The sequence below is a fragment of the Orenia metallireducens genome, assembly GCF_001693735.1.
GTDB lineage: Bacteria > Bacillota > Halanaerobiia > Halobacteroidales > Halobacteroidaceae > Orenia > Orenia metallireducens.
Genome location: NZ_LWDV01000009.1, coordinates 613424 through 639883, shown reverse-complemented (window position 1 = coordinate 639883; position 26460 = coordinate 613424). Strand labels below are relative to the sequence as shown.

The window sequence follows — 26460 nt, the reverse complement described above, 5'->3', positions numbered from 1 at the left end:
TAAAGTAAAAGCCCCGCAGTTGCGGGGCTAATTTATTAAAATATAAATTCAATATCAGATAATCTCTTCTTAACTTCTGCCAGAACTCTTTTTTCATCCTCTTCATCTTCTGCCACAAAAGTAACAGAGAAACGAACGAAGTGTCCTGCATCATCCCAAGGTACTGTAGAGATTAACTTCTCTTTAATTAGGAATTGAGAGAACTCTTCAGCATTGGCAAATTTTGCTCCACTCTTAGTTCCTTTAGGAATCTCTACATATAAGTAGAAAGAACCTTTAGGTTTTACTGCATCAAAACCAACCTCTTTTAGAGCCTCAGCCAATAATTCATGGCGACGAGAGTACTTTTCAGCAGTCTTTTCAGTAATCTCTGGATGTCTTAGTGCATAAGCTCCTGCAAGTTGGATTGGAATGAACTGTCCAGAGTCATTATTATCCTTAACTGTAGCAAAGGCTTTAACTACTTTAGCATTACCTGCTACAAAGGCCATTCTCCATCCAGTCATATTAAAGGATTTAGATAATGATTGAATCTCAATACCTACCTCTTTAGCACCAGGAATTGATAAGAAGCTTAAAGGCTTGTTATCATCAAATACTAACCCTGCATAAGCAGCATCATGGATTACGATGATGTTATTCTCTTTAGCAAATTCAATTACTGATTCAAAGAACTCTCTGTTAGCACTAGCTCCTGTTGGGTTGTTAGGATAGTTTAAGTATAATAATTTTGCTCTCTTCTTCTGATCTTCAGTTAAAGTACTTAAATCAGGTAAGAAGTTATTCTCTTTAAGTAATGGAAGGTTAACAACTTCTCCACCTAACCATTTTGTATGAGTTCCCATTACTGGGTAACCTGGAACTGTCATAATAGTGATATCTCCAGGGTTAATAAAGGCACTTGGTAACATTGCTAAAGCTGGTTTAGAACCGATAGAATGATTAATCTCAGTCTCTGGGTCTAATCCACTTACACCAAATACATTCTCCATATATTCAGCAGCAGCTTCTTTAAATTCAACAATACCATTATCAGAATAGAAACGGTTCTCTGGTTTTTGAGCTTCTGCATATAATGTCTCTACTACTTCTTTATCAGCCATCCAATCTGGCTCACCAACACCCATGTCAATTAACTCTATATTAGGATGCTCTGCCTTAGCAGCTCTTTTAGCTCTTTTAATTTTTTCAAATTTGTAGATTGTAGTATCTTTACCGAACTTACTTCCTCCAATTCTCTCAGCAAATAGATTCTGTATGTAGCTTTCTTCTGTCATAATTCAATTCTCCCTTCTCAATACATGGTTTCATTAATATTATCTATATTTCTTCAATATTTATTATATAGATTTCTCGCTTGTAAATCAACTGATTATTGAAAATAGTTATTATTTAGTTTTAAAAGTGAAACTTAATGGGTATATTACGATACTTTCAGTGTCTTAGCTATGAGCCATGAGCTGTCAGTCGTGAGTTAAATCAAATACTAAAATTTAAAAACTTTTAAAACCAAGTTTTCTTTTGAGTTTTTAAGTCTAAGTTCCAAAGATTTTGAACTAGCTCATAGCTTATAGCACACGAATCACGACTGTGTCACTAAAAGTGTCGCACTATCTAAAGCGTCAAATTTGCTCCCCCAATTTTTCCCCCAAATAAGCGTTAATTCTACAATGAAGGTCAGCTAATTTCTTTGAATTAGGCAATGTTTTAAATAATTGCTCAATATACTGTTTATCCTTAATAATTTCAAAACTTTTTTGAAAATTAATATCATAGACCCAACCTATCTGTATTAGTTTAAAATCATTTAAGGACTTTAAATTTTCATACCTAACAACTTCTCTATTCATTACTTGATTATATACATTAGTAGAAATTTCTGTTGTATCAGCTAAGCCTAGTCCAACGGTTTTATTTCTAGATTTGCTGTTATAATTTTCAAGTACTACTCGCCAAATATCTAATTTATCAGCATCTCGAATCAATTTAGTATAAAATAAACATTCTTCACTTTCATCAGTCGGTAGCTGTACCTTGTTGTGATAAGAAATTGCTTTTAAAATTATTTGGGCAGTAGTATCATTAACTAGGGCTAAAACTTCATTTTCCTTTAAAATTTTAACTCCGAGTTTAGCATGGTCTTCTGATTTAGTATCTGAAAAGGTTTTATACTTAGCATATTGTTCAAATCTACCCAAATCATGGAATAAGGCGATGACTTTAGCAGTATATAGCTGACTTTTATTCAATGGCAAAGATTTAGCTATTTTTATGATAAATTTGCAAACTTCATAACTATGTTTATATTTTAAGTCGATATTTTCTTGTTCATTAGGATTTGCAAAAGAGAATTGCTTAGTATAATTATCAAACCATATTTTTAATGACTCAAAGATTTCTTTATTCATGGAAAGCTCCTTTCTATTTAAGTTATAAGCTAATATAATTCTATCCTTGATTTTTCCTTTAATCAAGAATAAAATCCTCATAAAATTTTATTGACAATTTAAAATTTGTATAGTAATATAAAAAGTAAACCAATGGTTTACTTTTTAACTAAAATATAATGTTTTATATTAGGAGGGATTTAAATGAATAAAATTAAAAAAGGATTAGTTTTCAGTTTGATTATTGTAATTTCTTTTGTTTTTTCTGTAATGAGTAATGCTTCAAAAAGGTCAACAATTACAACTAGAAAAGATGTAGGAGGTAAGGAGATTAGATTAGAAATTAAAGAGGGAGAACATTGGAATCATAGATTACCTTTACTTCCATGGCTACCATTTTTTAAGATTAAGACGACTCCTCAGATTGCAGTTTGGATTGAGGATTTAGAAGGTGATTATTTGGATACTTTGTATGTTACTGAAAAAACTGCTACTCAATCTTGGCAGAAAGCCCCTGGAGATTCAACTCCTAAAGAAAAGATAAGAAGAAAATCTTCTCTACCACATTGGACCTATCAACGCAATGTAAAGTATGGTGATGGATTATATTTACCTACTAAAGAGAAGCCAGTAGCTGATGTGATTACTTCAGCTACCCCTGAAGCTGGTTTTGAATTACTTAGCAAGATTGAAGAGAAGTATAATAAGGTTATTCTTAAAGTGGAGATTAATAATTCAACTGATTTTAATAAATATTATCCTAAAGATGCTAAAAAAGGAGATGCTAATTATTCAGGAGGAGAATGGGGAAGTGGTCAACCAGCAATAGTTTATGCTACAACTGTTAATTTAAAAGGAGATAAAAAGTTTTATTCATTACAAGCTATTGGACATAGTAGTCCTAATGGAGAGAATGGTAAACTATATCCAGACCTTTCTAAATTAACAACTGCTAAGGGTATTATTAAGGATATTAGCGTTGAAATAAGATAATAAGGAGTGGTTTGATGGCTGTAAAGTCAAAAAGAGAGAAAAATAAAGAGCTTACAGAAAATGAAATTATTGATGCTGCTGAAAGATTATTTTTTTCTAAAGGATATGAGAATACAACAATGACTGAAGTGGCTAAGGAAGCTGATTTTAGTAAACGGACTATTTATGTTTATTTTGATAGCAAAAAACAGTTATATTTAGCAATAGTCTTACGAGGATTTAAAAAACTAATTGAATTAACCAATAAGGGTTTTAAAGAAATTGTTTCTGCAACAGGTTTGGAAAAGGTTGAAACAATGGGAAGATCATTTATTGAATTATATCAAAGGTATCCAAATTACTTTGAGGCAGTGGTGAATTATGAGACACAAAAAGAGGATTTAGAGGCTAAAGATAGGGTTACAATTCAATGTTATGAAGAAGGTGAAAAAATATTTAAACTTTTGTTGCAAGTGGTTAAAGAAGGGATAAAAGATGGAAGTATTAGAAGTGATATAGATGTTATTGATACAGCGATAGCTCTTTGGGCTAATATAGTGGGTATTAATACTTTAATAGCTAAGAAAAAAAGGTATATAGAAGGATATCATAATAAGAACGTAAAAGAAATAGTTACAGCCAATTTTGACTTTATCAAAAGGAGTATAAAAAAGAAATGAAAAGTTTATTCAACTATTTATGGTATAAAAACTAACAATAATGTAGTAAAAGGGTTAAAGAAAAGCATATACCAGTATTGATATTGGATATGCTTATTATCTATTGTGCTAGTTGAATCTTATATAAATAGTATCATTTAATGGGTATAGAGTGATATTTTATAGGTACTAGGTGTTGGGTGTTAGGGTTTACTACAACCTAGCACCTAATTCTTAACACCTAAAATATCGCAATATCTTTCTATTGTATCAATTTTACTATTCCTTCAGATATTAATTAATGAGAGGTGGATAATACATGGATAGAAATTTAGAATGGCATCAATCTTTAAGAGTTGATAGGCTTTTAAAAAGATTAGAACAGAATAATATGGAAGGCTTTTATGTAAATACTAGGGAGGAATTGATAGATAAGATAAAAAAATTAATTCCCGACAAGTCTATTGTTGGAGTTGGAGATTCTGTGACATTATTTGAGACGGGAATTATTGATCTATTAAGGGCTGGTAATTATGATTTTCTAGATAAATATCAAGAAGATTTAACAAGAGAAGAGAAAGATGATTTATATGCAAGATGATTTAGTGCTGATGCTTTTTTATGTAGTACAAATGCAATTACAGAAGATGGAGAGTTGTATAATGTAGATGGTTATGGAAATAGAGTAGCTGCAATGATCTTTGGTCCTAAGAAAGTAATAGTGGTAGCAGGTAAGAATAAGATAGTTAAAGATTTAGAGGAGGCTAAAAATCGAGTTAAGAATATAGCAGGACCGATAGATGCTAAACGACTCAATAAGAATACTCCCTGTACAAAAATTGGTTATTGTGTAGATTGTCAATCAGAGGATAGGATATGCAATAATTATACAATAATAAAACGGCAGTTAAAGAAAAATAGAATTAAGGTTATTATAATAAATGAAGAGTTAGGATATTAGAGATTATTAATCAAGATAAATTTTAAAAGTTATTTAACAACCTCTAAGGAGAATAATTAGTCAATATTAAAAAAATTTAATATAGAGGCTGCACCAGATTCGATATTAATTGTGTCAGAGTCTATTCAAGTACTTCAATTAATTTCTGTTGGAATTTTACATCCTGGATCAACAGTATTTATAGAAAAACCATCATATTTAAAGTTTATTTATGTCTTTCAATCAGCAGGAATTAATTTAAAAGGATTATCAATAGATAAGGAGGGAATTATACCTATTGAAATGATTAAAAAGAAATATAAGAACATCATTTTCTTATGCTTCTTTACAAGGTTTAAAATGGGGATTAAAAAAATAGCTCAATTAATTAAAAATATGACCATTGAAAATAAATCTTGACAATAAGACTACCCTCTGTTACACTAGATACCAGTAAGTATCATTTGTAACAATGATCTATATAAGGAGGTCTTCTATTGCGCAAACTAATTTTGAATGCTGCAAAACGATTATTAAAAAAAGAACCCAAACATCAATTATCTATTACCAAAATTGCTAAAGAAGCTAAAGTAAGTCGCCAGTCAGTCTATCGCTATTTTAATAGTAAAGAAGAACTAATTGAAATTTTGAGCAAAGAAAAAATTATAGACAATAAAGAAGATTTAGATATCAAAACACAAATTATAAATTCTGCTTATCAGACCTTTGCTCAGTTAGGTTATAATCAAGCAACTTTAGATAATATAGCAGATAAAGCAGGAATGACTAAAGGAGCAATCTATTCTCATTTTAATAGTAAAGAAGATTTATTTATCTCTATTTTTAATCATCATATTGAAGATCAAGTTTCTTTTGTTCTAGAAGAAATTAAAACAGCTTTAAGTTCTGCTAATCAAGAAAAGCAGCTTAATGACGTTATCCAAAAACAACTTGATTTTATAGAAACTAACTCAGAATGGTCTAAACTATTATTAGAATTTTTTGCTCATAGTAAGAATCCAGAAATTAAAACACAACTTACTCAATCATATCGACACTTTAAACAAGAACTAACTGAAATATTTTATCAATTGCAAGAATCAGGATATATATCAGGTGATATATATCCTGGTATGATAGCTACAGTTATTCCTGCTCTATTAGATGGTTTAATTATGCATTGGATTGTATATTCAGATCAAACAAAATCTATATCTTCAGCTTCACAACTAAGTAAAATATTATGGAATGGAATTTCACCCAAATAATAGGAGTTGATATTATGTCTGATTTAAAAGCTATTGAAAGTAAAACGATTGAATTAAAAGATGGACGTTCTTTAGGATTTATTGAATTTGGGGACAGGGAAGGAAAACCAGTTTTCTTTTTTCATGGAACACCTGGAGCTAGGTTATTTCGACATCCTAACTATGATGCAATTGCAGATTCATTAGGAATCCGTATAATCAATGTTGACCGACCGGGATATGGTCTTTCTGATTCTAAGCCTAATAGAACTTTATTAGACTGGGCTGATGATATAGCTCAATTAACTGATTATTTGAAGATTGATAAATTTTCTATGGCAGGTGTATCTGGAGGTGGCCCATATGTATTGGCTTGTGCTTATAAGATGTCTGATAGAATAATTTCTGGGGCTTTAATTAGCAGTTATCTTAATCAATATATTGCACCGGATTTATCTGAGGGGATGTCGTTATTTAATAGAATTGGTTTTTGGGTTGCTAAACATGTTCCTTTTTTTCTTCCTTTTTTAATTAGACAGACCTTTGAGAAGGGAATAAAAAAGGATGCAGAAAAGGTGTTAGATAAATCTATGGATTCTTATGCTAAGCCTGATCAAGAAATAGTGAGAAGATCAGAAGTTAGAAAGATATATTTAGAAGATATGAATGAATATTATCGTAAGAGCGTGAATGGACATGTTTCAGACTTAAAGTCAGTTGTAAGACCGTGGGGGTTTAAACTAGAAGAAATTAAGACTAAGATATATTTATGGCAAGGAGTTAAAGATAAAAATGTTCCAATATCCATGGGAAAATACTTAGAAGAACATCTTCCTAATTGTGAAGCTGAGTTTTGTGCAAACGATGGCCATTTATTATTTTTTAATCATTATGAAGAGATAATCTCTAAATTAACTAAATAATTTTAGAATTCAAAGATAAATAATTTATATTTTAGATAGTAAATAATATTTAAGGAGAAATTGAGATATTTATATTTGATGAGATTAGCCTTAATACGTTAATATGGCTATTACCAGAGGAAGTTATCTTATTAGTTCCTTGGTTAGAGAAGAATCTTGATTTTATTCAAAACAAGATTCCAAGTCTTTTAGAAAGAAAAGTTAATAAGTTGACAAATATTTCTACTCCCTAGTTTGCTTTGGCTGTTTTTTTGAGTTCATATTTATTTTTTAGGTTGGTAGAAAATAATTTGATTACGTTAAATTCTATTCTAGTTAGTAGTATATTTGAAATTGTCATATTAGTTCCAGTTATATTATCTATTCATAAAATTTCGGAAGTTTTATATAAAAAATTAATTTAGGGAGTGAGAAAATATGAATTTAGGTAAAAATCCAGTATTATTAATTATTGATGTACAGAAGGCATTTGAAGATTTAAAGTGGGGGACAAGAAATAATTTAGATGCAGAAGAAAAGATAAGTAGTTTATTAGATATGTGGAGGGAAAGAGATTATCCTGTTATTCATGTACAGCATCTATCACAAAGTGAGACTTCTCCATTAAGACCAGGACAGCCAGGTTGTGAGTTTAAGGATGAAGTTAAGCCTTTAGCAGGAGAAAAGGTTATACAAAAGAGGGTAAATAGTGCTTTTATAGGAACAGAGCTTGAAAGTTATTTAAGAGAGAATCAATTTGATAAGTTAGTGATCTGTGGCCTAACGACTAATCATTGTGTCTCTACTACAACAAGAATGGCAGGTAATTTAGGCTTTAATACTTTTTTAGTAGCAGATGGTACCGCTACATTTAATAGGAAAAATTATGATGGTCAGGAATTTTCAGCAGATGAGGTTCATGAAATCTCATTAGCTAATTTGCATAAGGAGTTTGCTACTGTTGTTACGATGGCAGATATAGTGCAGAAGATAAATAATAAATAATCTATCTAAGGACGAACATTCAGGTTCGTCCTTCTAATTTATAAATTTATAAGATATCTTTTAAAATAGTATTTTAGTTTAAATTAGTTATTTAATAAGATACGAAAAAAGGAGATAATCTAATGATAGAGGTGATAGAATTGAACAAATCATTAAAAAATACAATTTCATTAAAGGTTGGAGTGACAATTATTATTATTTTAGCAGTACTTTATCTTTGAATATACTATCAATAGTGAGAGTAGAAAAGAGAGGCTGAAGTTAGATTATAAAGAATTAGTCTATCGTTCTTTAGAAGATAGTATTAATCAGTTTTAGGAGGTTTAAAGAGATCCATATATTAAATAAGGGTTAAACTCTTAGGGGGAATAAAGATGAATTCAATTAAATATCTATCGAAGAATGGGCCTATTACTGGAGGTTTACTAGTTGTATTGGTTGCACTGATCTTTAGAATTAATGATATATTCATCTTAAAGATTGATGAGTTATGGGGAGAGATAATAATATCGAAGTCGATTGGCTTTCTATTGGTTATTATGTATATATTATATACAGGAAAGAGATTAAAAGATATTGGATTACATTCAAAGAGTATATTATTAAATCTCATAATCGGTACTCTGATTACATTACTGATCTATACTGCATCGTATCTTGTAGAGTATCTGGTTGCAAGAGCAGTATCTCAAGATGTTGAGATTATTATTGGGGCTATCGATTCCAAGCAAGGGGTTACTGGTGGAGCTATCTTTGGTTTGTGGTTATTTTTGGGGAATATAGTTAACTCTTTCATGGAAGAGGGGCTCTTTAGGGGACTATTGGTTCCTAAATTATTAACAAGATATACAGCCTTTAAGTCTATCATTATTCAAGGAGTATTATTTGGTTTATGGCATCTTGTATGGCCATTGAAGGAGATCCTATTAGAAGGAGTAGATATTGGAGCTGGATTTATGACTTCTGTTAGTTTATTACTCTTAGGTACTACCTTAACCGGTATTGTATGGGGCTATATGTACTATAGAACGAACAGTTTATGGACCTCCTGGATTGCCCATGTATTGACCAATACAATATTAAATATGGTGCATATACGATCTGATTTTGGGTTAGATGCTACTATTGTTTATAGGAATGTAGTTTCAGTTAATCTATTATTATTGAGTATATTAGTTATTAGATATTTAGCTAAGAGATATAACCTAGATATTGTAAAGCCTTGGAAGGATTAAGTGAACTGTTTTTATAGGATTAATACTGTAGATCTTAGTATTTATAAGATTAACATAAATATATTAAAGAGGAGAGATGTCCAATGAAGAGAGCGTTATTAGTGATTGATGTGCAGAATGAGTACTTTTTTGGTAAATTACCGGTTACTTACCCACAAGAGAGCTTAAGTAATATAACTAGAGCAATTGAAGCTGCCAGAAAGCAAGATATTCCAGTTATCTTGGTTCAACATACTGCCTCAGATAGTGATGCAACTGCATTTGTGAAAGGAAGTAGAGAGTGGGAGTTGCATGAAGAGATTCTGAAAATAAATTATGGCCATGTGATTGAAAAGAACTTACCTAGTAGTTTTACCGGTACAGAATTGAAGGAATTATTGGAGGATGAAGGAGTAGATACTCTGGTTATTAGTGGATACATGACTCAGATGTGTTGTGATACTACTGCAAGGCAAGCATTTCACCTTGGATATTCAGTAGAGTTCTTATCTGATGCTACAGGAACATTAGATATATCAAATTATGTTGGTGAGATAAGAGCTAAAGAGTTGCATGAGGCTATATTGATAACTCAAGCAATGAAGTTTAGTCAAGTAATTACAACAGATGAATGGATTCAAAGGATAGAGTGACTTAAACTTCATAATGGTTAAAGGAAAAAAGTGGGATAGAATGATTGAAAAGAGACTGGTCAATATATCAAATGCTACTATAGAGTAGACTTCAAGGAGAGATAGACCAGTAATGTTGAATCTACATGGTGACCATTCTAATTGTGAAGAAGAATTAAGATATAGAGATTTAATTGAAGCAGTATGCTCTATATTAACTCCTTCCTGACCAGGTTATGGAAGAACGCCATTTTCTGTAGGTAAGAGTCCTGAAGAAGCAGCAGATGCTATGGTTGTTTTGTTTGATCTTAAGCAGAGTCTTTTTCATCTGAATCTCTGCTGGGGATTAACAGTCCTTTATTTAGCTTCAAAGTATCAAGATAGAGTGAAGAAAATTATTTTGGAGTCAGCTGTTACTAAGCCCTAGCTTACTAAAGAGGATGTAGTATATACAGTAGCAAAGATTATCTTTAATCCTAAGTTACAGAGACTAACTTGGTTTATGATTAGAGTATTTGATAATTTATTTCTAAAGTTTTTTGTAAAATTATATTTATCTAAATTTTCAACATTTTCAACAATCAATAGAAAAGAGATTATAACTATAATAAGCGAAGAAGATATAGAAGAGGTCAAAAGGATGAACCATAGGTATTCTTCTGATAATGGGTTTATTAATGATTTAAAGCATAGGATTGATAGGGAAATAATTTATAAAATTGAAGCTCTAACGTTTATAATTCATAGTAAATATGATAAGTCTGTTCCGTTTGACTATGCTGAATATGCAGAAGAAAATATAAAGAGGTCAGAATTATTGATAACAAATATTTGGGGGTATTTAATCTGGATTGGGAGAGAAGATAAATGAAAAGTTAATTGATTTTTTAAGGTTGACAAACTAATCACTCTTATTGTGAGACTAATTTTTCTGTAGATAATGGTCATTTACTATTTCTAATCATTATAATGAGATATGCACTAAGCTAATTAAGGAGTGAATAAATATGAAGTTGGTGAAAAGTCTCTAAAGGATACGGTAGCTTAAAGAGGGAGTAGAAGAAAATATAGTGATGAATATTTAAATCTGGAAGAGTGGTCTTATTTGCTCTGGGCAAGACAAGGGATAGATAAAGATAATAAGAGATTAAGAAAGGTACTATCTGGAGATGCTTGTCACCCTTTTGAAACATATCTAAGTATAAATAAAGTGAAAGGAATCAAAACAGGTTGATGTAGGTATTTGCCTCTTGAACATAAGTTATTGTTGATATATGAAGATGAAAAATTGAAAGAAAAGGTCAGTAATGCTTGTTTAGAACAAAATTTTGTTAAAGAAGGTGCTGTTGTTTTTCTCTGGACTACAATTCCATATCGGTCAGAGTAACATTATAGTGTCTTCCCTCGTAAACTTATTGCACTAGAAGCGGGTCATATGTGTTAGAATCTTTATTTGGTTAGTGAATCAATAGGGGCTGGTAGCAGTGTTATAGCAGCATATAGTCAGCAAAAAATCGATGATATATTGCAAGTAGATGGAGAAGAATTTACTATATATGTTGCTTCACAGTAGGAAAGATTAAATAATTATTAATAAAATTATTTATCTACTTTAAATTTAAAGATATATATGGTAATATGAATATTAAATATTATTTGAGGAGTGGTATTAGGTGAAGCATCATCATAAAGAAATATTTGCTTCATTGATATGGGCGTTACCAGTAGCTAATAGAATAAATCATGTCAACAATTAACTAAAATTCAAAGGAGAATTTATATGAATGATAAAAAAATTATTCTTACTGGTGACCGTCCAACTGGAAAATTACATTTAGGACATTATGTTGGTTCTTTAGAAAATCGTGTTAAATTACAGAATGATTATAAGCAATTTGTTATGATTGCTGATGCACAAGCTCTAACTGATAATGCAGATAATCCAAGAAAAGTACGTGAAAATATCTTAGAAGTTGCTTTAGATTATCTTGCTGTAGGAATTGATCCAGAAGTTAGTACTATCTTCATCCAATCATTAGTGCCAGAGCTTGCTGAACTTAATATGTATTATTTAAATTTAGTAACAGTCAATCGCTTAAAAAGAAATCCTACAATAAAGAATGAAATAAAGCAGAAAGCCTTTGGAGATAGTATTCCAGCCGGCTTTCTAACCTATCCTGTTAGTCAAGCAGCAGATATAACTGCTTTTAAAGCTAATTTAGTACCTGTTGGTGAGGATCAATTACCACTGCTAGAGCAAGCTGTAGAGATTGTAAGAAAATTTAATAGAATTTATGAACCAGTTTTGGTTGAACCTCAAGCATTAGTATCTGAAGCTGCTAGATTAGTAGGAACTGATGGGAAGAATAAAATGAGTAAATCTTTAGGAAATGCTATTTCCTTGGCTGATTCACCTGAAGTAATCAAAGAGAAGGTAATGGCGATGTTTACTGATCCTAATCATCTTAGAGTTGAAGATCCAGGTCAAGTTGAAGGTAATCCAGTCTTTGAGTACCTTGATTTATTTGACCCAGAAAAAGAGGAAGTAAAAAGGTTAAAGGCTCATTATCGTCAAGGTGGACTTGGAGATGTTAAGGTTAAGAAAAGACTTAACCAAGTATTACAAGACTTTTTAAAGCCGATTAGACAACGTAGAGAAGAATATGCTAAAGATCCTGAAGAAGTAATGAATATTTTAAAGAAAGGTACTGAAAAAGCTAGACATAAAGCAACTCAGACAGTTGATCAAGTTCGTCAAGCAATGCAAATAGATTATTTTTAAATCTAAGAATCAAAATACCCCTTGCTAATATTAGCAAGGGGTATTTTGCTAGAGGTTTATTTATCTTAAAAAACTATCGATTATGTATTAGCAAATAGATTACTAACCAAAGTTATAGTTGATAAGTCTTTGTATATAGATAAACAACTTTAAAGTGTAATCTTTATTTTTATAATATTTACTAATTACTCATCACTAATCAACAATTAAAGTTGAATGACTATAACTATAAAACTATTACTAACAAAAAAGAATAAAATCTTTAAAGCTCCCCACACTAATCATAAGAACCTTAATTAAAGGAGAATTTAAATGGAAGGTATCTTATTTATTATTGTAGCAGCTGTTTCAGGTTTGGCTATGGCTGTACAAGGATCATTAAATTCTGTGTTGGGAAAAATAGTAGGACAGTTAGAAGCCACCTTTGTTGTCCATGTCATAGCTACGGTATTGGTGGCTGTATTGGTCTTTGTTTTGTCAATAGGAAAAGGTGATTTATCTCAATTACCAGAAGCCCCGTGGTATACTTATTTAGGAGGAGTCTTAAATATAATTATTTTATATGGGGTGATGTTCAGTATCCCCAATCTAGGGGTTGCCAATGCCACTACCGCAATTGTTGCAGGTCAGATATTAACAGCGATTTTAATAGACCATTTTGGACTTTTTGGTTTAGAAAAGATAGGTTTTCAATGGGTACAAGTAATAGGGCTTATATTATTAGCTGTAGGTATTAAACTATTATATGTTAAGTAGTGTTAAGTTTAAGTCAAGTTCACCCTATACTCATACTTAAATACTACCTTGACAGCTAAACAAGGAAGCGATATAATATAACCATACCCCCAGGGGAGGGGTAAATAATAGATGAGGTGATTTTAGTGGGACAACATACAATTGAAGTAAATAAAGATAACTTTGAAGAAGAGGTATTGAACTCTGATATGCCAGTAGTAGTTGATTTTTGGGCACCTTGGTGTGGACCTTGTCAAGCAATTGCTCCAGTTTTAGAAGAGTTAGGAGCAGAGTATACTGGTAAGATTAAGGTTGCTAAAGTTAATGTAGATAATAATCAAGAGTTAGCTACTGAATATCAAGTAGCAAGTATTCCAAATTTAGTATTCTTTAAAGATGGAGAAGCAGTTGATAGACAGATTGGATTCTCTTCTAAAGGTGATTTAGAGAATAAAATAAATAGTTTATAATAAAAGGTGGTTAACCACCTTTTATTATATTTACACTCTGTTTAGGGGTGGTGTGATGGCAAAGATTGAAAATCAGCTAAAAAAAGAGCTAATAACCCGTTTAAGGACAGTCAAAGGTCATATTGGTGGCATAGAGCGGATGGTTGAAGAGGAGAAGGATTGTGCAGATATTCTTATACAGATTTCTGCAATTAAGTCCTCTATCAATAAGATTGGATTATCTTTGATCGAAAGCAATCTATGTGAATGTATCTCTGATTCCTTAGATAGCCAAGATGAAGTCAAAGATTCAGTAAGAGATGCATTAAATAAAATCTTAAAATTTACTAAATAAGAAGACTTAGTACCTAGGTACTAAGTCTTCTTATTTATATATGTATGTTACTTGCAATAGAGTTAAATCTCTCTTAACTAAAGCTATTTATCAAATCATTAAGATTCAAGTTAACATAACCCCGTTCATAAGCAATGATAAGAGTTACTACAGTAAAGATAACTAAAAATAGAAGGTGTTCTCCCCAGCTTCCAGTAGTAATATTTATATGGAATTTAAATTTTCTATCATTTGGATAGAAGAGGGGGATACCATGAACATTGAGCATATCTGCTAATATATGGCTAACATAACCTATTAATAGACCATACCAGATTAGCTGACTAATCCAATTTAGGTCAATTAACTCTTTAGTTAAGAATCCAAATAATATAAATCCTAATAGGCTATGGGTAAAACCACGATGCTTAATTCCAAACCATTTTAAGGGTTTACTAATAAACCACAAAGCCCTACCTGCTTTACTACTAGCATGATCTATATCAGGTAATAATGAGCCGATAATAGCTGCGGTATAGAACTTCCACAAGTCTCCATTAAAGATCGACCCTTCAATTAAATAAGATAAATCTATAACATTAAATAGTGCCAATAGCTTAATAATAACTACAGCAAAAACAAAACCAAATAGAGAATGGGTATGATAAGTCATCTGCTTCCTACCTTTCTGTGTTTATTTTAGTTACTCTTTTTATTATATATTTTTTGTTTTATATTATCAATAGATGTAGAAAATCAATATATTTTCTGAAATATATTAGAAACAGTGGCAGGTAAGAAACAACTAGTTAAGAGAAAAAGATTTTACTTGTTATCTGTAACTACACATACTATATATTTGAATTTAATAATATAATAAGTTAGTTCAGTTCTATGATAGAATACATTAAACTACAATAAATTAGCATTGTTATCCCCTAATGTAAAATGGTTGATCTTAAGGAAAACTTATGTTATTATATTGACTGCAGGGTCAAGATGATAAATAATTTCAAAAAGGAGTAGAATATATGGTAGAAAAATCAAAGAAGGAGAGGTTGATTCAGGCATCGATTAAATTATTTGCTCAACAGGGCTATCATAATACAACTGTTGCTGAGATAGCTGATGAAGCAGGTGTAGCTAAAGGGACAGTTTATTGGTATTTTAATAGCAAAGAAGAACTGTTTTGGGGGATTATAGTTTCAAGGATTGAGTCAATTAATGAAAAGATAACAGAGGAAGTTAGCAAAATCAACAAGACTGCTATAGAAAAGATAGGGACAGTAATTAGGTTACAACTAAACCTTTTCAAAGATAACAAAAATATTGTTAAGATGATACATGAGTCTTCTTTTAGCCCAGGTGAAAATTTTTATAAAAAGATGCAGCAATTACGGGCAATAGGAATTAATAGTGTAGCTAAAATAGTTAAAGAGGGGCAAGAAAATGGTGAATTTGTTGTAGATATTGAAGCAGAAGAACTAGCTAATTTTATTTTAGGTTCTATTAGTGGTAGCTATAATCCTAGTGTTTATAAATTAGATAAGGTGGAAGAGAAGACAGACTTAATTTTAAATATTATACTAAATGGGGTTAAGGCTTAATAGATTAAGGAGGATTATTTATGAAGAGAAAACAGGTTTATATTTTGGTAATTACTTTATTATTTAGTCTATCCACTATTGCCTCTGCTCATCATGTCATTAATAAAGAGCAAGCAATTGAAACTGCTTTAGCAAGGAATGCAGAATTGAATAAATTAAGAAAAGAGATTGAAAGAACAGAAGCTCAATTAAAAGAAGCAGGAGGAGCCTTTTATCCTACTGTAGATTTGGGAACAAATTATACTAGATTTGGAGAAGAACCACAAGCTGGAGCAGCTAAAGACAACTATAGTATTAGCTTAAATTTAAATCAACCGATATTCTTGGCAGGGCAGCTAAGGTCTGCTTATGCAATAGCTAAAAATAATTTAAAAATTAGTAAATTAGAGCTAGAACAGAAGAAAGAAGAGATTATTTATCAAGTACTGGAGGAATATTATAATATTCTAAAAGCTAAAGAGATCCTTAAGGTACGAGAGCAACAAGTCAACCAAAATAAGGAATATGTAGAGGTAGCTGAAATCAATAAAGAGGTTGGAATCGGTACCAAAAGTGATTTATTACAGGCTAAGGTCAGTTATAATCAGGCTCAGCAGGATTTATTGGTTGCCAAAAATAATTTAGAGACTACTAAATTGGCTTTAAAGAATACTTTAAACATGGCAGATGATGTTGAGTTAGAGATTAGCGATACTTTGGAGTGGAAAGAAGAAGAGTTTGAGATGGAAGAGGTCTACAGTTATGCTTTATATAATAAATCTATGTTTAAGTTATTAGATTTACAAGAAGAGAATGCCAAACTGAGTTTAAAAAGGGAGAAGAATAGTAACATTTATCCTGAGGTTAGTTTAAACGCAAAGTATGAAACCAGTGATGAGAAGTTCACAGTCAGTGATGGTAATTGGCAGACTACTTTAAGTCTTAGTTATAATCTATTTAATGGTGGTCGTGATAAGGAACAAGAAGAACAACTTAGTAAAGTATTAGAAAAGGTTCAGATAAATCAAAAACAGATCAAAAGAGATATTAGATTATCAATTAAGAGTACATTATTAAATTTAAGAGCAGCAAGAGATAGGATTAAGTTGAATGAATTGAATCTAAAGCAGGCTCAAGAGAATTTAGAGAATAATGAGCTGAAGTTCAAAGAAGGGATTATTACGTGTTTAGATTTATTGGATGTTCAAACTACTTATCAACAGGTTAGAACTCAATATTATCAAGCAATTTATGATTATAATTTAGCAGTGGCTGAATTGAATAAAGTAATTGGAAAGATTGAGGAAGAAGTAAAATAAATCTGAGGAGGAAGTACCATGCTAAGAGGTTATAAGAAAATAATTATGGTTTTATTAATATTAGGAATAACAATTGCTGCTTTAATAGGGTGTTCTCCTAAAAAATCACAGCCAGTAAGCAGTAAAGAGCTAGCTCAAGAAGTGACTGGAATTCCAGTAGAGGTTATTAGAGCAGAGACTGGTGAGATATCCAATTACATTACCCTTACAGGAACAGCTAAAGCAGTTAAGTCAGCTGATTTAACACCACAATTGCAAAAAAGAGTAGTGGAGGTTTTGGTTGATGAAGGTGATAGAGTTAAAACGGGAGATAAGTTAATTCAGTTAGATCAAGTAGATATCAAAGCACAAGTTGCTGAAGCTGAAACGGCATTGAAGGTGGCTCAAGCTGCTTTAAAGGAGCTCTTAGCTGGAAGTAGGCAAGAAGAGATCGATAAACTTACTGCTCAAGTAGAACAAGCAAAAGTTAGCTATGAGCAAAGAGAAAGAGATTATGAACGTTACCAAAGGCTATTTGAGAAAGAGGTCATCTCTAAGCAGCAATTAGAGAGTGTTAGAACAGAGTATATTAGTGCTAAGAATAATTATAAGGCATTGCAAGAGTCTTTAAAGATGGCTCAAGCAGGACCAACTAAAGAAGCAATTCAGACTCAAAAGGCTAATGTAGAACAGGCTCAAGCTAAATTACATACAGCAAAATTAAATTTAGACAAGACCGAAATAACTGCTCCTTTTGCTGGAATAATAGCAGAAGTTGAGATTGAGACAGGGGAGATGGCTAAAGCACAACCGGTAATCTCAATTATAGATTTAAGCTCAATTAAAATTAAAACTTATGTCAGTGAGAAAAATATTAATAGTATAGAATTGAATCAATCAGTAGAGGTAGATTTTAATGCTTTAGATCATAAATTAGAAGGTAAGATTGTAAATATCAGCCCAGCATTAAATCAAGAGAATTTAGGTTTTCCAGTTGAAATCAAGGTTGATAATAGTAGCAACTTAATTAAAGCAGGAATGTATGCTGAAGTTAAGATTGAAACAGGTTACAGTGCTGGAAAGGTAGTTGTTCCTAAACAAGCACTGATTCAAGAAGATGGTAAGTCTTATCTCTATATAGTTGAGAATAACAAAGCAGTTAAAAAGGAAGTAAGTACTGGATTAACTACTACAGAAGATGTAGAGATTTTATCAGGAATTGAAGTAGGAGATAAAGTAATTACTGTTGGCTTAGAACAAGTAACAGCAGGATATGAAGTGCGAATTGTAGAAGGAGGTGGGCAATAATGAAGTTATCGGATTTTTCAATAGATCGCCCAATAGCTATTACAATGTTTGTACTTCTGGTCGTATTGGTTGGTGGGGTATCCTTTACTAAATTAGGGGTTGATTTATTGCCAGAGTTGGATCTTCCTTATGTTGTTGTTCAGACTCAATATAATGGTGCCAGTCCAGAAGAGGTAGAAGATTCCCTTACTGATCCTTTAGAAGAGACTGTAGCTACAGTGGAAGGATTGGATAAGATCCATTCTATAAGTAAAGAAGGTGTATCAACAATCATCTTGGAGTTTGACTGGGGTGCAGATATAGATAATGCTAAAAATGATGTTAGAGATAAGGTTGATATGGTTAAGGATGCTTTGCCTGACGGGGCTGATGAGCCGATTATTATGCAGTTTGACCCAGCCAATGAACCGATTATTAAAGTGGCTATGTCTGGAAGTAATTTAAGCTATTTAAAGCAGTTAGCAGAGGATAAATTTGAAACACAGCTAGAGAAGATATCTGGTGTTGCAGCTGTAGACATTGTTGGTGGTTTAGACCGGGAGATTCAAATTAAAGTCAACCAAGAGAAGTTAAATGGTTATGGAGTGACCTTAGATGATATATCAGCTAGTATTAGAAGCTCTAATTTAAATATGAGTGTTGGTGAAGTAGATGATGGTACTAAAGAGCTATCCTTAAAAGGAGAAGGAGAGTTTCAAAGTGTAGATGAGATTAGAGCTATTCAGCTAATATCTTCTAGTGGTCAAAAGATGAATTTATCTGATATTGCCGTAGTTGAAGATACTCATGCTGAAATACAGCAGTATAGTTATTTAAAGGGTAAGCGAAGTATTACTTTGGGAGTAAAGAAACAGAATGATGCTAATACTGTAGAGGTAGCTGATGCAGTCAATAAGCAGATAGAGAAGTTAAAAGAGGAGGTCCCTGAAAATATTGAAGTTAAGGTTATTTCAGATACCTCTGAATTTATTAAGGACTCTATTGCTAGTGTGCAGCAGAACTTCTTTATGGGTGGAATTCTAGCAATTATAATCCTATTTTTATTTTTGAGAAATATCAGAACAACAGTAATTATTTCAACTGCAATTCCAACCTCAGTAATTGCTACTTTAGCGATGATGTACTTTGGAGGTTTGACTTTAAATAACTTGACCTTAGGTGGATTGAGTTTAGGGATTGGAATGCTCTTAGATAACTCAGTAGTAGTGTTGGAGAATATTTATCGCCACCACCATGAAGGGTTAGGTAGGATTCAAGCAGCTAAAGAAGGAACAGCAGAAGTAGGTATAGCTATCTTTGCTTCTACTATGACTACAGTAATTGTATTCTTGCCAATGGTCTTTGTAGAAGGAATTGCTGGAGTAATCTTTACCCCGATGTCAAAGACTATCGCATTTTCACTACTGGCTTCTTTAGTAGTTGCTCTAACCTTTATTCCGATGCTATCCTCTAAGTTATTGCGAGTGGAGGTAGATGAGACGAAGAATAAAAGGGGAATTATTACAAAAACATACCAAAAACTGTTAAAAGCATCTTTAAAATGGCGTTATGTAATTGCACTATCTTTGATAGTTATTCTAGTCTTGTTTGGTTTTGGACTTAAGAGTAAATTGATTCCTCTACAGGTTGAGTTTATGCCTCAATCTGATCGAGGAACAGTAAATCTTTACTTTGAGTTGGCTCAAGGAACCAAGTTAGAGAATACTAATGAGTTTATCAAAGAGATGAAAACAAAGATTGGGGATATCCCAGAGATAGAGAGTTTTTCTAGTGAAGTGGGCTCTAATGGTAATAGCTATGAAGGTGAAATAGAGGTAGATTTAGTAGATTTAGAAGATAGAGAACGTAGTGTTACTGAAATTGCTGAGGTAATTAGAACTAGATTAAAGGATGTGGCTGGAGCAAAGATCAATGTTGTGCCGCAGACTTCAATGATGGGACGTAAAGGTAAGGGTGGTAGTGCAATTAGTGTTAATGTTCAAGGACCTGATTTAGATACTCTATTAGCTTTAGCCAAGCGAATAGAAGGAGAGATTGAAGCTACAGAAGGAACTAGAAACATTGCGATTACACCTAAAGCTAGTAAACCAGAATTGGAGATTATCCCTAAAGATAATTTAGCTAAAGAGCTAGGGATTACTAAGCAGCAGTTATTTAATACCTTAGATACTGCAATCGATGGTGCAGAAGTAAGTAAGTATAAAGAGAATGGAAAAGAGTACGATATTCGTTTGAAGCTATTTGATGAAGAGACCGATTCAGTTAATAAATTATTAAATATCAAGATTAACTCTCCACAAGGTGGATTGGTACCATTATCACAGATAGCAAAGATAAGATATGCAACTGGTCCAAATGCAATTGAGAGAGAAGAGCAAGAACGTAAGTTTACTATCTCCACAGATACCCATAACCGTAGTTTAGGGGCTGTATTGGGAGATATTAGGGGGAGACTAGATAAAATAGATCTTCCAGCTGGATATAGTATCAATTATCAAGGTGATGCTGGAGATATGGCAGAGTCCTTCCAAGAGTTAGGAAAGGCGATGATTCTAGCGATCATCTTAGTTTATATGGTAATGGCTGCTCAGTTTGAATCCTTAGTCCATCCTTTTATAATTATGTTCACAGTACCAGTCTCTTTGGTAGGAGCAATCTCTGCTTTAGCAATTACAGGTGTGCCTTTAAGTATCAATGGTTTTATTGGGATAATTATGCTGGCGGGAATTGTTGTTAATAATGGTATCGTACTGGTAGATTATATCAATACACGGCGTGAATATGAAGAGCGAGAACAGGCTATTTTAAATGCTGGACCGATCAGATTAAGACCAGTTATGATGACATCGCTTACAACTATCTTAGCGATGATACCTTTAGCCTTAGGAATCGGTGCAGGAGCTGAGATGCAACAATCCATGGCAATTGTAGTAATTGGTGGATTATCCCTTGCTACAGTCTTGACCTTGGTAATTGTTCCAGTTATCTATGATATTATGGAAGACCTTTCTCAACTTGTAATGAACTTTTTAAGAAAGATCCTCCATGGTGATGAAGAGACAGAGGTAAAAGCATAATTTAAGGTAAAATAAAAGTGTTGCTTAGCTGAGAAGCTAGGTAGCACTTTTATTTTTTTGATAGTTAATTGTTGATGGGGCGATTAATAGGTATATTGCATCTGCACTGCTAGCATAAAGTATTATACTATGAGCTAAATCTTATCTAGAGTGTTATTAGGAAATTATTTCATTGCAAGATTAAAGTATTTTTGGCATAGAAATAGAGGTGAGGTCGAAATATAAGAGCTGATTAAGGTTAAAAATAAAGGTCATAATTATAGCTAATAGGCAAAATACTTATTATTTCAGTTAACTTATAAGAGAATGCTGTAGATTATGATTATATAATTATAATTTAAATAAATTAGTCTAGTGTCTTTTATTTATGAAAATAGTTGGTTATTGCTATTTATAATAATTAATAAGAGGCTATTAATTTATTTATAGTTTAGGAGGGATTTATTGATCTGTAGGTACTGTGTCTATTTTATATATGGTAGGTTCTACTGCAGTCGTCTAAAGTGTAATGTTTATTTAACCGATAAGTGTTGTTACTTTAGGAGAAGAGTAGAAGAATCTATTGATGAAGATTAATGCTAGAGATATCTCTAGCATTAATCTTATTATACCTTCCAAACTTATACTATGGTGGTAATTAGCAAATCTCTTGATTACAGAGAGGAATTATTTATTGATTATAGAATCTATAATTTAGTAATTAAAAAAGAGGTTAGGTAGCAATGAGTGGAGTTTTTACTCGCCTCCTATCAATCTCTTAATATATAGAAAGAGGGGTAGTTGTGAAGAGAATAATTACTTTATTATCTTTATTTTTAGTGATTATAACTAATAGTACTTATGCTGATAGTAGTATAATAGAAGAGTTAGATGGGCTAAGTAAAACTTTATTTAAAGATATTGAGTTTTTGGAAGGGCATGTAGTAGATGTCAAAGAGGATCAAATCTATATTAATCTAGGTGATAAAGAGAATTTATTTATTGGGCAGAGATTTAAAGTTGTTAGAGAAGGTGAGCTTTTAAAAGACCCGATTACCCAGATGATATTGGGTAAACTTGAAAGAGAGATAGGAGAGCTGGAGGTTAGTCAAGTTAAAGAAGGTTTCTCCATAGCCAAGGCAAGTAGAGTCGATTCTAAAGTCAGGATAGAAAGAGGGGACAAGATAGTCCTTAAAGATAGATTAAAGAGAACTGGGTTTATTCTCTTTAATAGTAGTGAGGGTTTCGACCTATTGTCAGAACGTATCCAGAATTATTTTAATGACTATTTAGATAGTGATGATAGGTTTGAAGTAGTTGGTAGTAAAAGGATAGACAAAGTCTTAGAAAGAATTGGAATAAAGGAGAATATCGATCCAGGTCAGATTACTTTTTTAATGGGAGAGTTGAACCTTGATCTATTGTTGCTTGTAGATATTTCAGAAGGAAAGAATAGTATCTTTGTTTATAGTCAATTATATTCACGAAAGAATAAAAATCCCAACAAAGAAGAGATCATAACTCTACCTAAAGATGATAAATTGTTGCAATACTATAAGAGTAAGGAAAGAATAGAAGAGTTTAGTTTGTTGTATAAGAGTGACTTGCTTGAGATTATAAGCCAGAGTATTGCTGTTGGTAATATTGATGATGATAAGGATGTTGAGATTATATTAAATACTAAAGATTCCCTAAAGGTCTTTAATTATAAAGATGAGGAATTAGTTGAAAGTAATCTAGTAGATACTTATCAATTGACAGAATATGATGATTATGAATTATTAGTTGGTGATAATGATCAAGATGGAGTTGCTGAGCTCTTTGCTGAAAATTTTAATTATTTATTTAAGTTTAATTGGACTAAAAAAGGTTATAAAGCTAAGGCTTTTGAGAATTTATACAGAAATCGACCAAAAGGCTTGGTGAAACTAAAGGAGAAAGATTATCTAATTACTAGGGATTATCGTAACCAATTAAGATTTAATCTTTGGGAAGAGGGTTCTTATAAGACTGATTTTAAGTTAGATATTAAAGCTAATGAAGGATATCGTGTAGCTATTGGAAACATAGATGATGACAAAGAGGTTGAGATGATAGTCACAGCTTATGATGGAAAAGGGAAGAATAGGATGAAGGTTTATGATTTAGATGGTAACTTTGAGTATACCTTTCCAGGTAAATATGGAGCCAATATTGGAATTTTTAGAGATAAGAAGGAAATACTCTTTCATACAACTATTGCTAAAGAGAATCAACTATTGTCCTTTATGTGGGATGGAGAGGAATATGGCTCCAAGTGGAAGAGTGAAAGCTTTGCAGGAGAGATTAAGGATTTTGTAATAGATGATATTAATAATGATGGAAAAGAAGAGCTATTAGTCTTAGTAAGTGAAGAGAATCAGAGTAGAATTTATATTTATCAGCGAAATTTAGAATAATAGCTTGTCAACATCAAGTTAAGGATATAAAATAATAATTAGCTGACTAAAAAGTTATATTTGAGAAATTAGGCAAAAATCCATTAAAATGAATAAAAAACAAGGAAAAGAAGATGAGTTTTTCAAAATGATAAATTAGTTAGCTAGAGTTTATAAAAATAATGTATGTAGTTAATTATATTTTTAATATAGAGTATATCTGTTTATAGCAATTTAAAGTTGAGAGTAAATAATTATAATTTATATGATAATCTTATTAGGAATATAATGAACTATAAAGGATGTTTTCTGAGATTCTTGAGGGGGTTTGTTTATGAAGAGAGCACATATTATTGGCATTGGTGGAATAGCAATGTCAGCTATTGCCCAATGTTTAATTCAATTAGGTTATAAAGTAACAGGTTCTGACTTACACCATAATGATTTGGTAGAAGAGCTGAGAAATCAAGGAGTAGAAATCACTATTGGGCATCAAGCAGAGAATATATCTACAAAGATAGAGAAGGTAATCTGCTCTGATGCCATTCCTGAGACTAATGTTGAGATTGTAAAGGCTAAGGAGTATGGTTTGGATTTATTAGGGCGTTCTGATGCTCTTGCTTGGATTACCAAAGAGAAGAGGGTTATTTCAGCTTCAGGAACCCATGGAAAGACGACTACTTCTTCAATGATTGCTTATCTATTAGAGGAAGGAAAGAAGGAACCTAGTTTTATTATTGGAGGAATCTTGAATAACTTTGGTAGTAATTTTAGAGCCAATCAAGGAGACTATTTTGTACTTGAAGGGGATGAATATAACAAATCATTCTTAAAGTATCCTTCTGATATTGGAGTTATTACAAATATTGAATTTGATCATCCAGATATCTATGCAGATATGGCAGAGGTATTTGATACTTATCACCAATATGTAGATGGGTTAAGAGAGTGCTTGGTGACCAATCAACAGGTTATTGAGCAACTTGGGCTGAAGATAGAAGAGATGAGTATTGAGGTAGTTACAGTAGGAATTGATGACAATCAAGCAGAGTTTAATGCTATCAATATTAGGGAAGAAGAGTTAAGTTCTTACTTTAATGTTGAATATCAAGGTGAAGAGATTGGTGAATTTAAGATAAACGCTTTAGGAAGCTATAATGTCAAACATGCTTTAGAGGCAATGGCAGTAGCCAAATACTGTGGCTTGTCTTTTGAAGCAATAAAGAGAGGCTTAAGGTTATGGCAAGGGGTGAAACGCCGTTTTGAAATTTTAGATGATGATGAGAGTAGAATTGTTATCAGTGATTATGCTCATCACCCAAGCGAGGTAGAGGCGGTAGCTGAGATTTTAGAGAGGATTAAGAGTAATAAGAAGAAGGTTTTAATCTTCCAACCCCATCAGTATATTAGAACTAAAAGTTTATTTGAAGATTATAAGGGAATCTTGGATAAAGAGATAGATGAAAAGGTGATACTAAAGATTTATAAGGTTAGAGAGGCTGTGGAGAATGAAGATTTGGAAAAATTAGGTAATAAATTGAGTCAGATGGTCAGTAAAGGTGATACTGCCTATTATAATAGATTCGAGGATTTAAAGAGGTGGCTAGATCAATATAAACAAGATAATCAAGCAATCTATCTATTCTTAGGTGCTGGAGATATAGATACTTTTGCTAGAGAATGGGCTCAGAGAGATTAAGAACTATAGGTTTTAGTCTCTTCTTTTTTTATTGGAGTACTAAGGTGGGCTTAGATATGAAGATATAGGGAAAATTTATTTTTGGTTGGAATATTCCTTCCTTAAATCTTATAAACATTATAAGAACGTAAATTTATTAAGGGAGGTGAAAAGATTACCGTGCTAAGCAGGTAATCTTACTTATGGAAGCTATAATTGTAACTCTTGTTGTGTTGGGTGGATTGATTATAGCAGCGGTTTGGTGGAGAAAGAATAAGTATGATGAAGAAGCTAAGATTATTCCAATGCCTAAGGATAAGGAGGATGAAGAGTTAAAGAGAGAATTTATGGTGGATTGTTCCAATTATGAAGAAGAGGAGATATTAGAAGAGATTAACTTAGATGACAATCTTAAAATGAAGCAAGAATTAGATAAGGAACTAGAAGAGGAAGAGGATGAACTAGAAGAGGAAGAAGATGAACTAGAAGAGGAAGAGGATGAACTAGAAGAGGAAGAGGATGAACTAGAAGAGGAAGAAGATGAACTAGAAGAGGAAGAAGATGAACTAGAAGAGGAAGAGAATGAACTAGAAGAGGAAGAGAATGAACTAGAAGAGGAAGAGAATGGACTAGAAGAGGAAGAGGATGAATTAGAAGAGGAAGAGGATGAATTAGAAGAGGAAGAGGATGAATTAGAAGAGGAAGAGGATGAACTAGAAGAGGAAGAGGATGAACTAGAAGAGGAAGAGGAAGAATTAGAAGAGGAAGTTAAGGGTAAGTAGAAGGTATATATTAGGAAATGATCTCCTATTGAAGGAGGTCATTTTATTTTGGGTTAATATTCAATCAGAAGTTGCTT

Annotated in this window: 25 protein-coding genes and 1 pseudogene; 23 read left to right on the top strand and 3 right to left on the bottom strand. The window is 32.1% G+C overall.

What is annotated here, in order from left to right; genetic code table 11:
* Positions 1-35 precede the first annotated feature (35 nt).
* A complete protein-coding gene (locus U472_RS11055) occupies positions 36-1277 on the bottom strand; it encodes an LL-diaminopimelate aminotransferase (RefSeq protein ID WP_068718438.1) in 1242 nt (413 codons plus the stop codon).
* A gap of 345 nt (positions 1278-1622) precedes the next feature.
* A complete protein-coding gene (locus U472_RS11050) occupies positions 1623-2474 on the bottom strand; it encodes an HD domain-containing protein (protein ID WP_245684787.1) in 852 nt (283 codons plus the stop codon).
* A gap of 117 nt (positions 2475-2591) precedes the next feature.
* Between U472_RS11050 and U472_RS11045 the strand changes: the two genes are divergently transcribed.
* The 16 genes and pseudogenes from U472_RS11045 to U472_RS10980 all read left to right on the top strand — a co-directional run bounded on the left by U472_RS11045 (position 2592) and on the right by U472_RS10980 (position 14279).
* A complete protein-coding gene (locus tag U472_RS11045) occupies positions 2592-3380 on the top strand; it encodes a hypothetical protein (RefSeq protein WP_083189880.1) in 789 nt (262 codons plus the stop codon).
* A gap of 14 nt (positions 3381-3394) precedes the next feature.
* Positions 3395-4039, top strand: a complete 645-nt coding sequence (locus U472_RS11040; RefSeq protein ID WP_068718434.1) for a TetR/AcrR family transcriptional regulator — start codon at positions 3395-3397, stop codon at positions 4037-4039.
* A 298-nt stretch (positions 4040-4337) separates the two neighbouring features.
* Positions 4338-4979, top strand: a pseudogene (locus U472_RS11035) (lactate utilization protein).
* Positions 4980-5090: 111 nt separating this feature from the next.
* Positions 5091-5378, top strand: a complete 288-nt coding sequence (locus U472_RS11030; RefSeq protein WP_068718432.1) for a hypothetical protein — start codon at positions 5091-5093, stop codon at positions 5376-5378.
* Positions 5379-5455: 77 nt separating this feature from the next.
* Positions 5456-6226 carry a TetR/AcrR family transcriptional regulator gene (locus U472_RS11025; RefSeq protein ID WP_068718430.1) on the top strand — a complete coding sequence of 257 codons (771 nt, stop codon included), beginning with the start codon at positions 5456-5458 and terminating at the stop codon, positions 6224-6226.
* A gap of 14 nt (positions 6227-6240) precedes the next feature.
* Entirely contained in the window at positions 6241-7128 is an 888-nt protein-coding gene (locus U472_RS11020) for an alpha/beta fold hydrolase (RefSeq protein WP_068718428.1), read from the top strand.
* Between the two features lie 417 nt (positions 7129-7545).
* Entirely contained in the window at positions 7546-8112 is a 567-nt protein-coding gene (locus U472_RS11015) for a cysteine hydrolase family protein (protein ID WP_068718426.1), read from the top strand.
* 374 nt (positions 8113-8486) lie between these two features.
* Positions 8487-9347 carry a CPBP family intramembrane glutamic endopeptidase gene (locus tag U472_RS11010; protein WP_068718424.1) on the top strand — a complete coding sequence of 287 codons (861 nt, stop codon included), beginning with the start codon at positions 8487-8489 and terminating at the stop codon, positions 9345-9347.
* A gap of 83 nt (positions 9348-9430) precedes the next feature.
* Complete coding sequence (locus U472_RS11005) at positions 9431-9979, top strand: cysteine hydrolase family protein (protein WP_068718422.1); 549 nt, start codon at positions 9431-9433, stop codon at positions 9977-9979.
* A 481-nt stretch (positions 9980-10460) separates the two neighbouring features.
* Positions 10461-10829 (top strand): hypothetical protein, encoded by a 369-nt coding sequence (locus U472_RS16570; RefSeq protein ID WP_141677978.1) that lies wholly within the window; start codon positions 10461-10463, stop codon positions 10827-10829.
* A gap of 234 nt (positions 10830-11063) precedes the next feature.
* Entirely contained in the window at positions 11064-11192 is a 129-nt protein-coding gene (locus tag U472_RS17445; protein ID WP_281201099.1) for a hypothetical protein, read from the top strand.
* 9 nt (positions 11193-11201) lie between these two features.
* Positions 11202-11345, top strand: coding sequence for a nitroreductase family protein (locus tag U472_RS16860; RefSeq protein ID WP_176714157.1), 144 nt, complete (start codon positions 11202-11204; stop codon positions 11343-11345).
* A gap of 393 nt (positions 11346-11738) precedes the next feature.
* Positions 11739-12740, top strand: a complete 1002-nt coding sequence (gene trpS / locus U472_RS10995) for a tryptophan--tRNA ligase (RefSeq protein ID WP_068718418.1) — start codon at positions 11739-11741, stop codon at positions 12738-12740.
* A 312-nt stretch (positions 12741-13052) separates the two neighbouring features.
* The gene (locus U472_RS10990; protein WP_068718416.1) at positions 13053-13496 is read left to right on the top strand and encodes a DMT family transporter; all 444 of its coding nucleotides are present in this window, start codon (positions 13053-13055) and stop codon (positions 13494-13496) included.
* A gap of 125 nt (positions 13497-13621) precedes the next feature.
* Positions 13622-13945, top strand: coding sequence for a thioredoxin (trxA, locus tag U472_RS10985; protein ID WP_083189878.1), 324 nt, complete (start codon positions 13622-13624; stop codon positions 13943-13945).
* Positions 13946-14000: 55 nt separating this feature from the next.
* Positions 14001-14279 (top strand): metal-sensitive transcriptional regulator, encoded by a 279-nt coding sequence (locus U472_RS10980; RefSeq protein WP_068718414.1) that lies wholly within the window; start codon positions 14001-14003, stop codon positions 14277-14279.
* Between the two features lie 73 nt (positions 14280-14352).
* On the opposite strand, the gene U472_RS10975 is transcribed toward U472_RS10980, so the two are convergent.
* The gene (locus U472_RS10975; protein WP_068718412.1) at positions 14353-14931 is read right to left on the bottom strand and encodes a metal-dependent hydrolase; all 579 of its coding nucleotides are present in this window, start codon (positions 14929-14931) and stop codon (positions 14353-14355) included.
* Positions 14932-15289: 358 nt separating this feature from the next.
* Here U472_RS10975 and U472_RS10970 point away from each other — a divergent pair, with 358 nt between their 5' ends.
* The 7 genes from U472_RS10970 (at position 15290) to U472_RS16855 (ending at position 26383) form a co-directional block, all read left to right on the top strand.
* On the top strand, positions 15290-15865 hold the full coding sequence (locus U472_RS10970; protein ID WP_068718410.1) for a TetR/AcrR family transcriptional regulator: 576 nt from the start codon (positions 15290-15292) through the stop codon (positions 15863-15865).
* Between the two features lie 20 nt (positions 15866-15885).
* Entirely contained in the window at positions 15886-17163 is a 1278-nt protein-coding gene (locus U472_RS10965) for a TolC family protein (protein ID WP_068718408.1), read from the top strand.
* Positions 17164-17181: 18 nt separating this feature from the next.
* The gene (locus U472_RS10960) at positions 17182-18450 is read left to right on the top strand and encodes an efflux RND transporter periplasmic adaptor subunit (protein WP_068718406.1); all 1269 of its coding nucleotides are present in this window, start codon (positions 17182-17184) and stop codon (positions 18448-18450) included.
* Positions 18450-21527 carry an efflux RND transporter permease subunit gene (locus tag U472_RS10955; RefSeq protein ID WP_068718404.1) on the top strand — a complete coding sequence of 1026 codons (3078 nt, stop codon included), beginning with the start codon at positions 18450-18452 and terminating at the stop codon, positions 21525-21527. The genes U472_RS10960 and U472_RS10955 overlap by 1 nt, the downstream gene beginning before the upstream one ends.
* A gap of 782 nt (positions 21528-22309) precedes the next feature.
* Positions 22310-23944, top strand: coding sequence for a FlgT C-terminal domain-containing protein (locus tag U472_RS10950; protein WP_068718403.1), 1635 nt, complete (start codon positions 22310-22312; stop codon positions 23942-23944).
* 313 nt (positions 23945-24257) lie between these two features.
* Positions 24258-25622 carry a UDP-N-acetylmuramate--L-alanine ligase gene (gene murC, locus U472_RS10945; RefSeq protein ID WP_068718401.1) on the top strand — a complete coding sequence of 455 codons (1365 nt, stop codon included), beginning with the start codon at positions 24258-24260 and terminating at the stop codon, positions 25620-25622.
* Between the two features lie 182 nt (positions 25623-25804).
* Positions 25805-26383: a hypothetical protein gene (locus U472_RS16855; protein WP_068718399.1), complete on the top strand. Its 579-nt coding sequence runs from the start codon at positions 25805-25807 to the stop codon at positions 26381-26383.
* Positions 26384-26460: the final 77 nt, after the last annotated feature.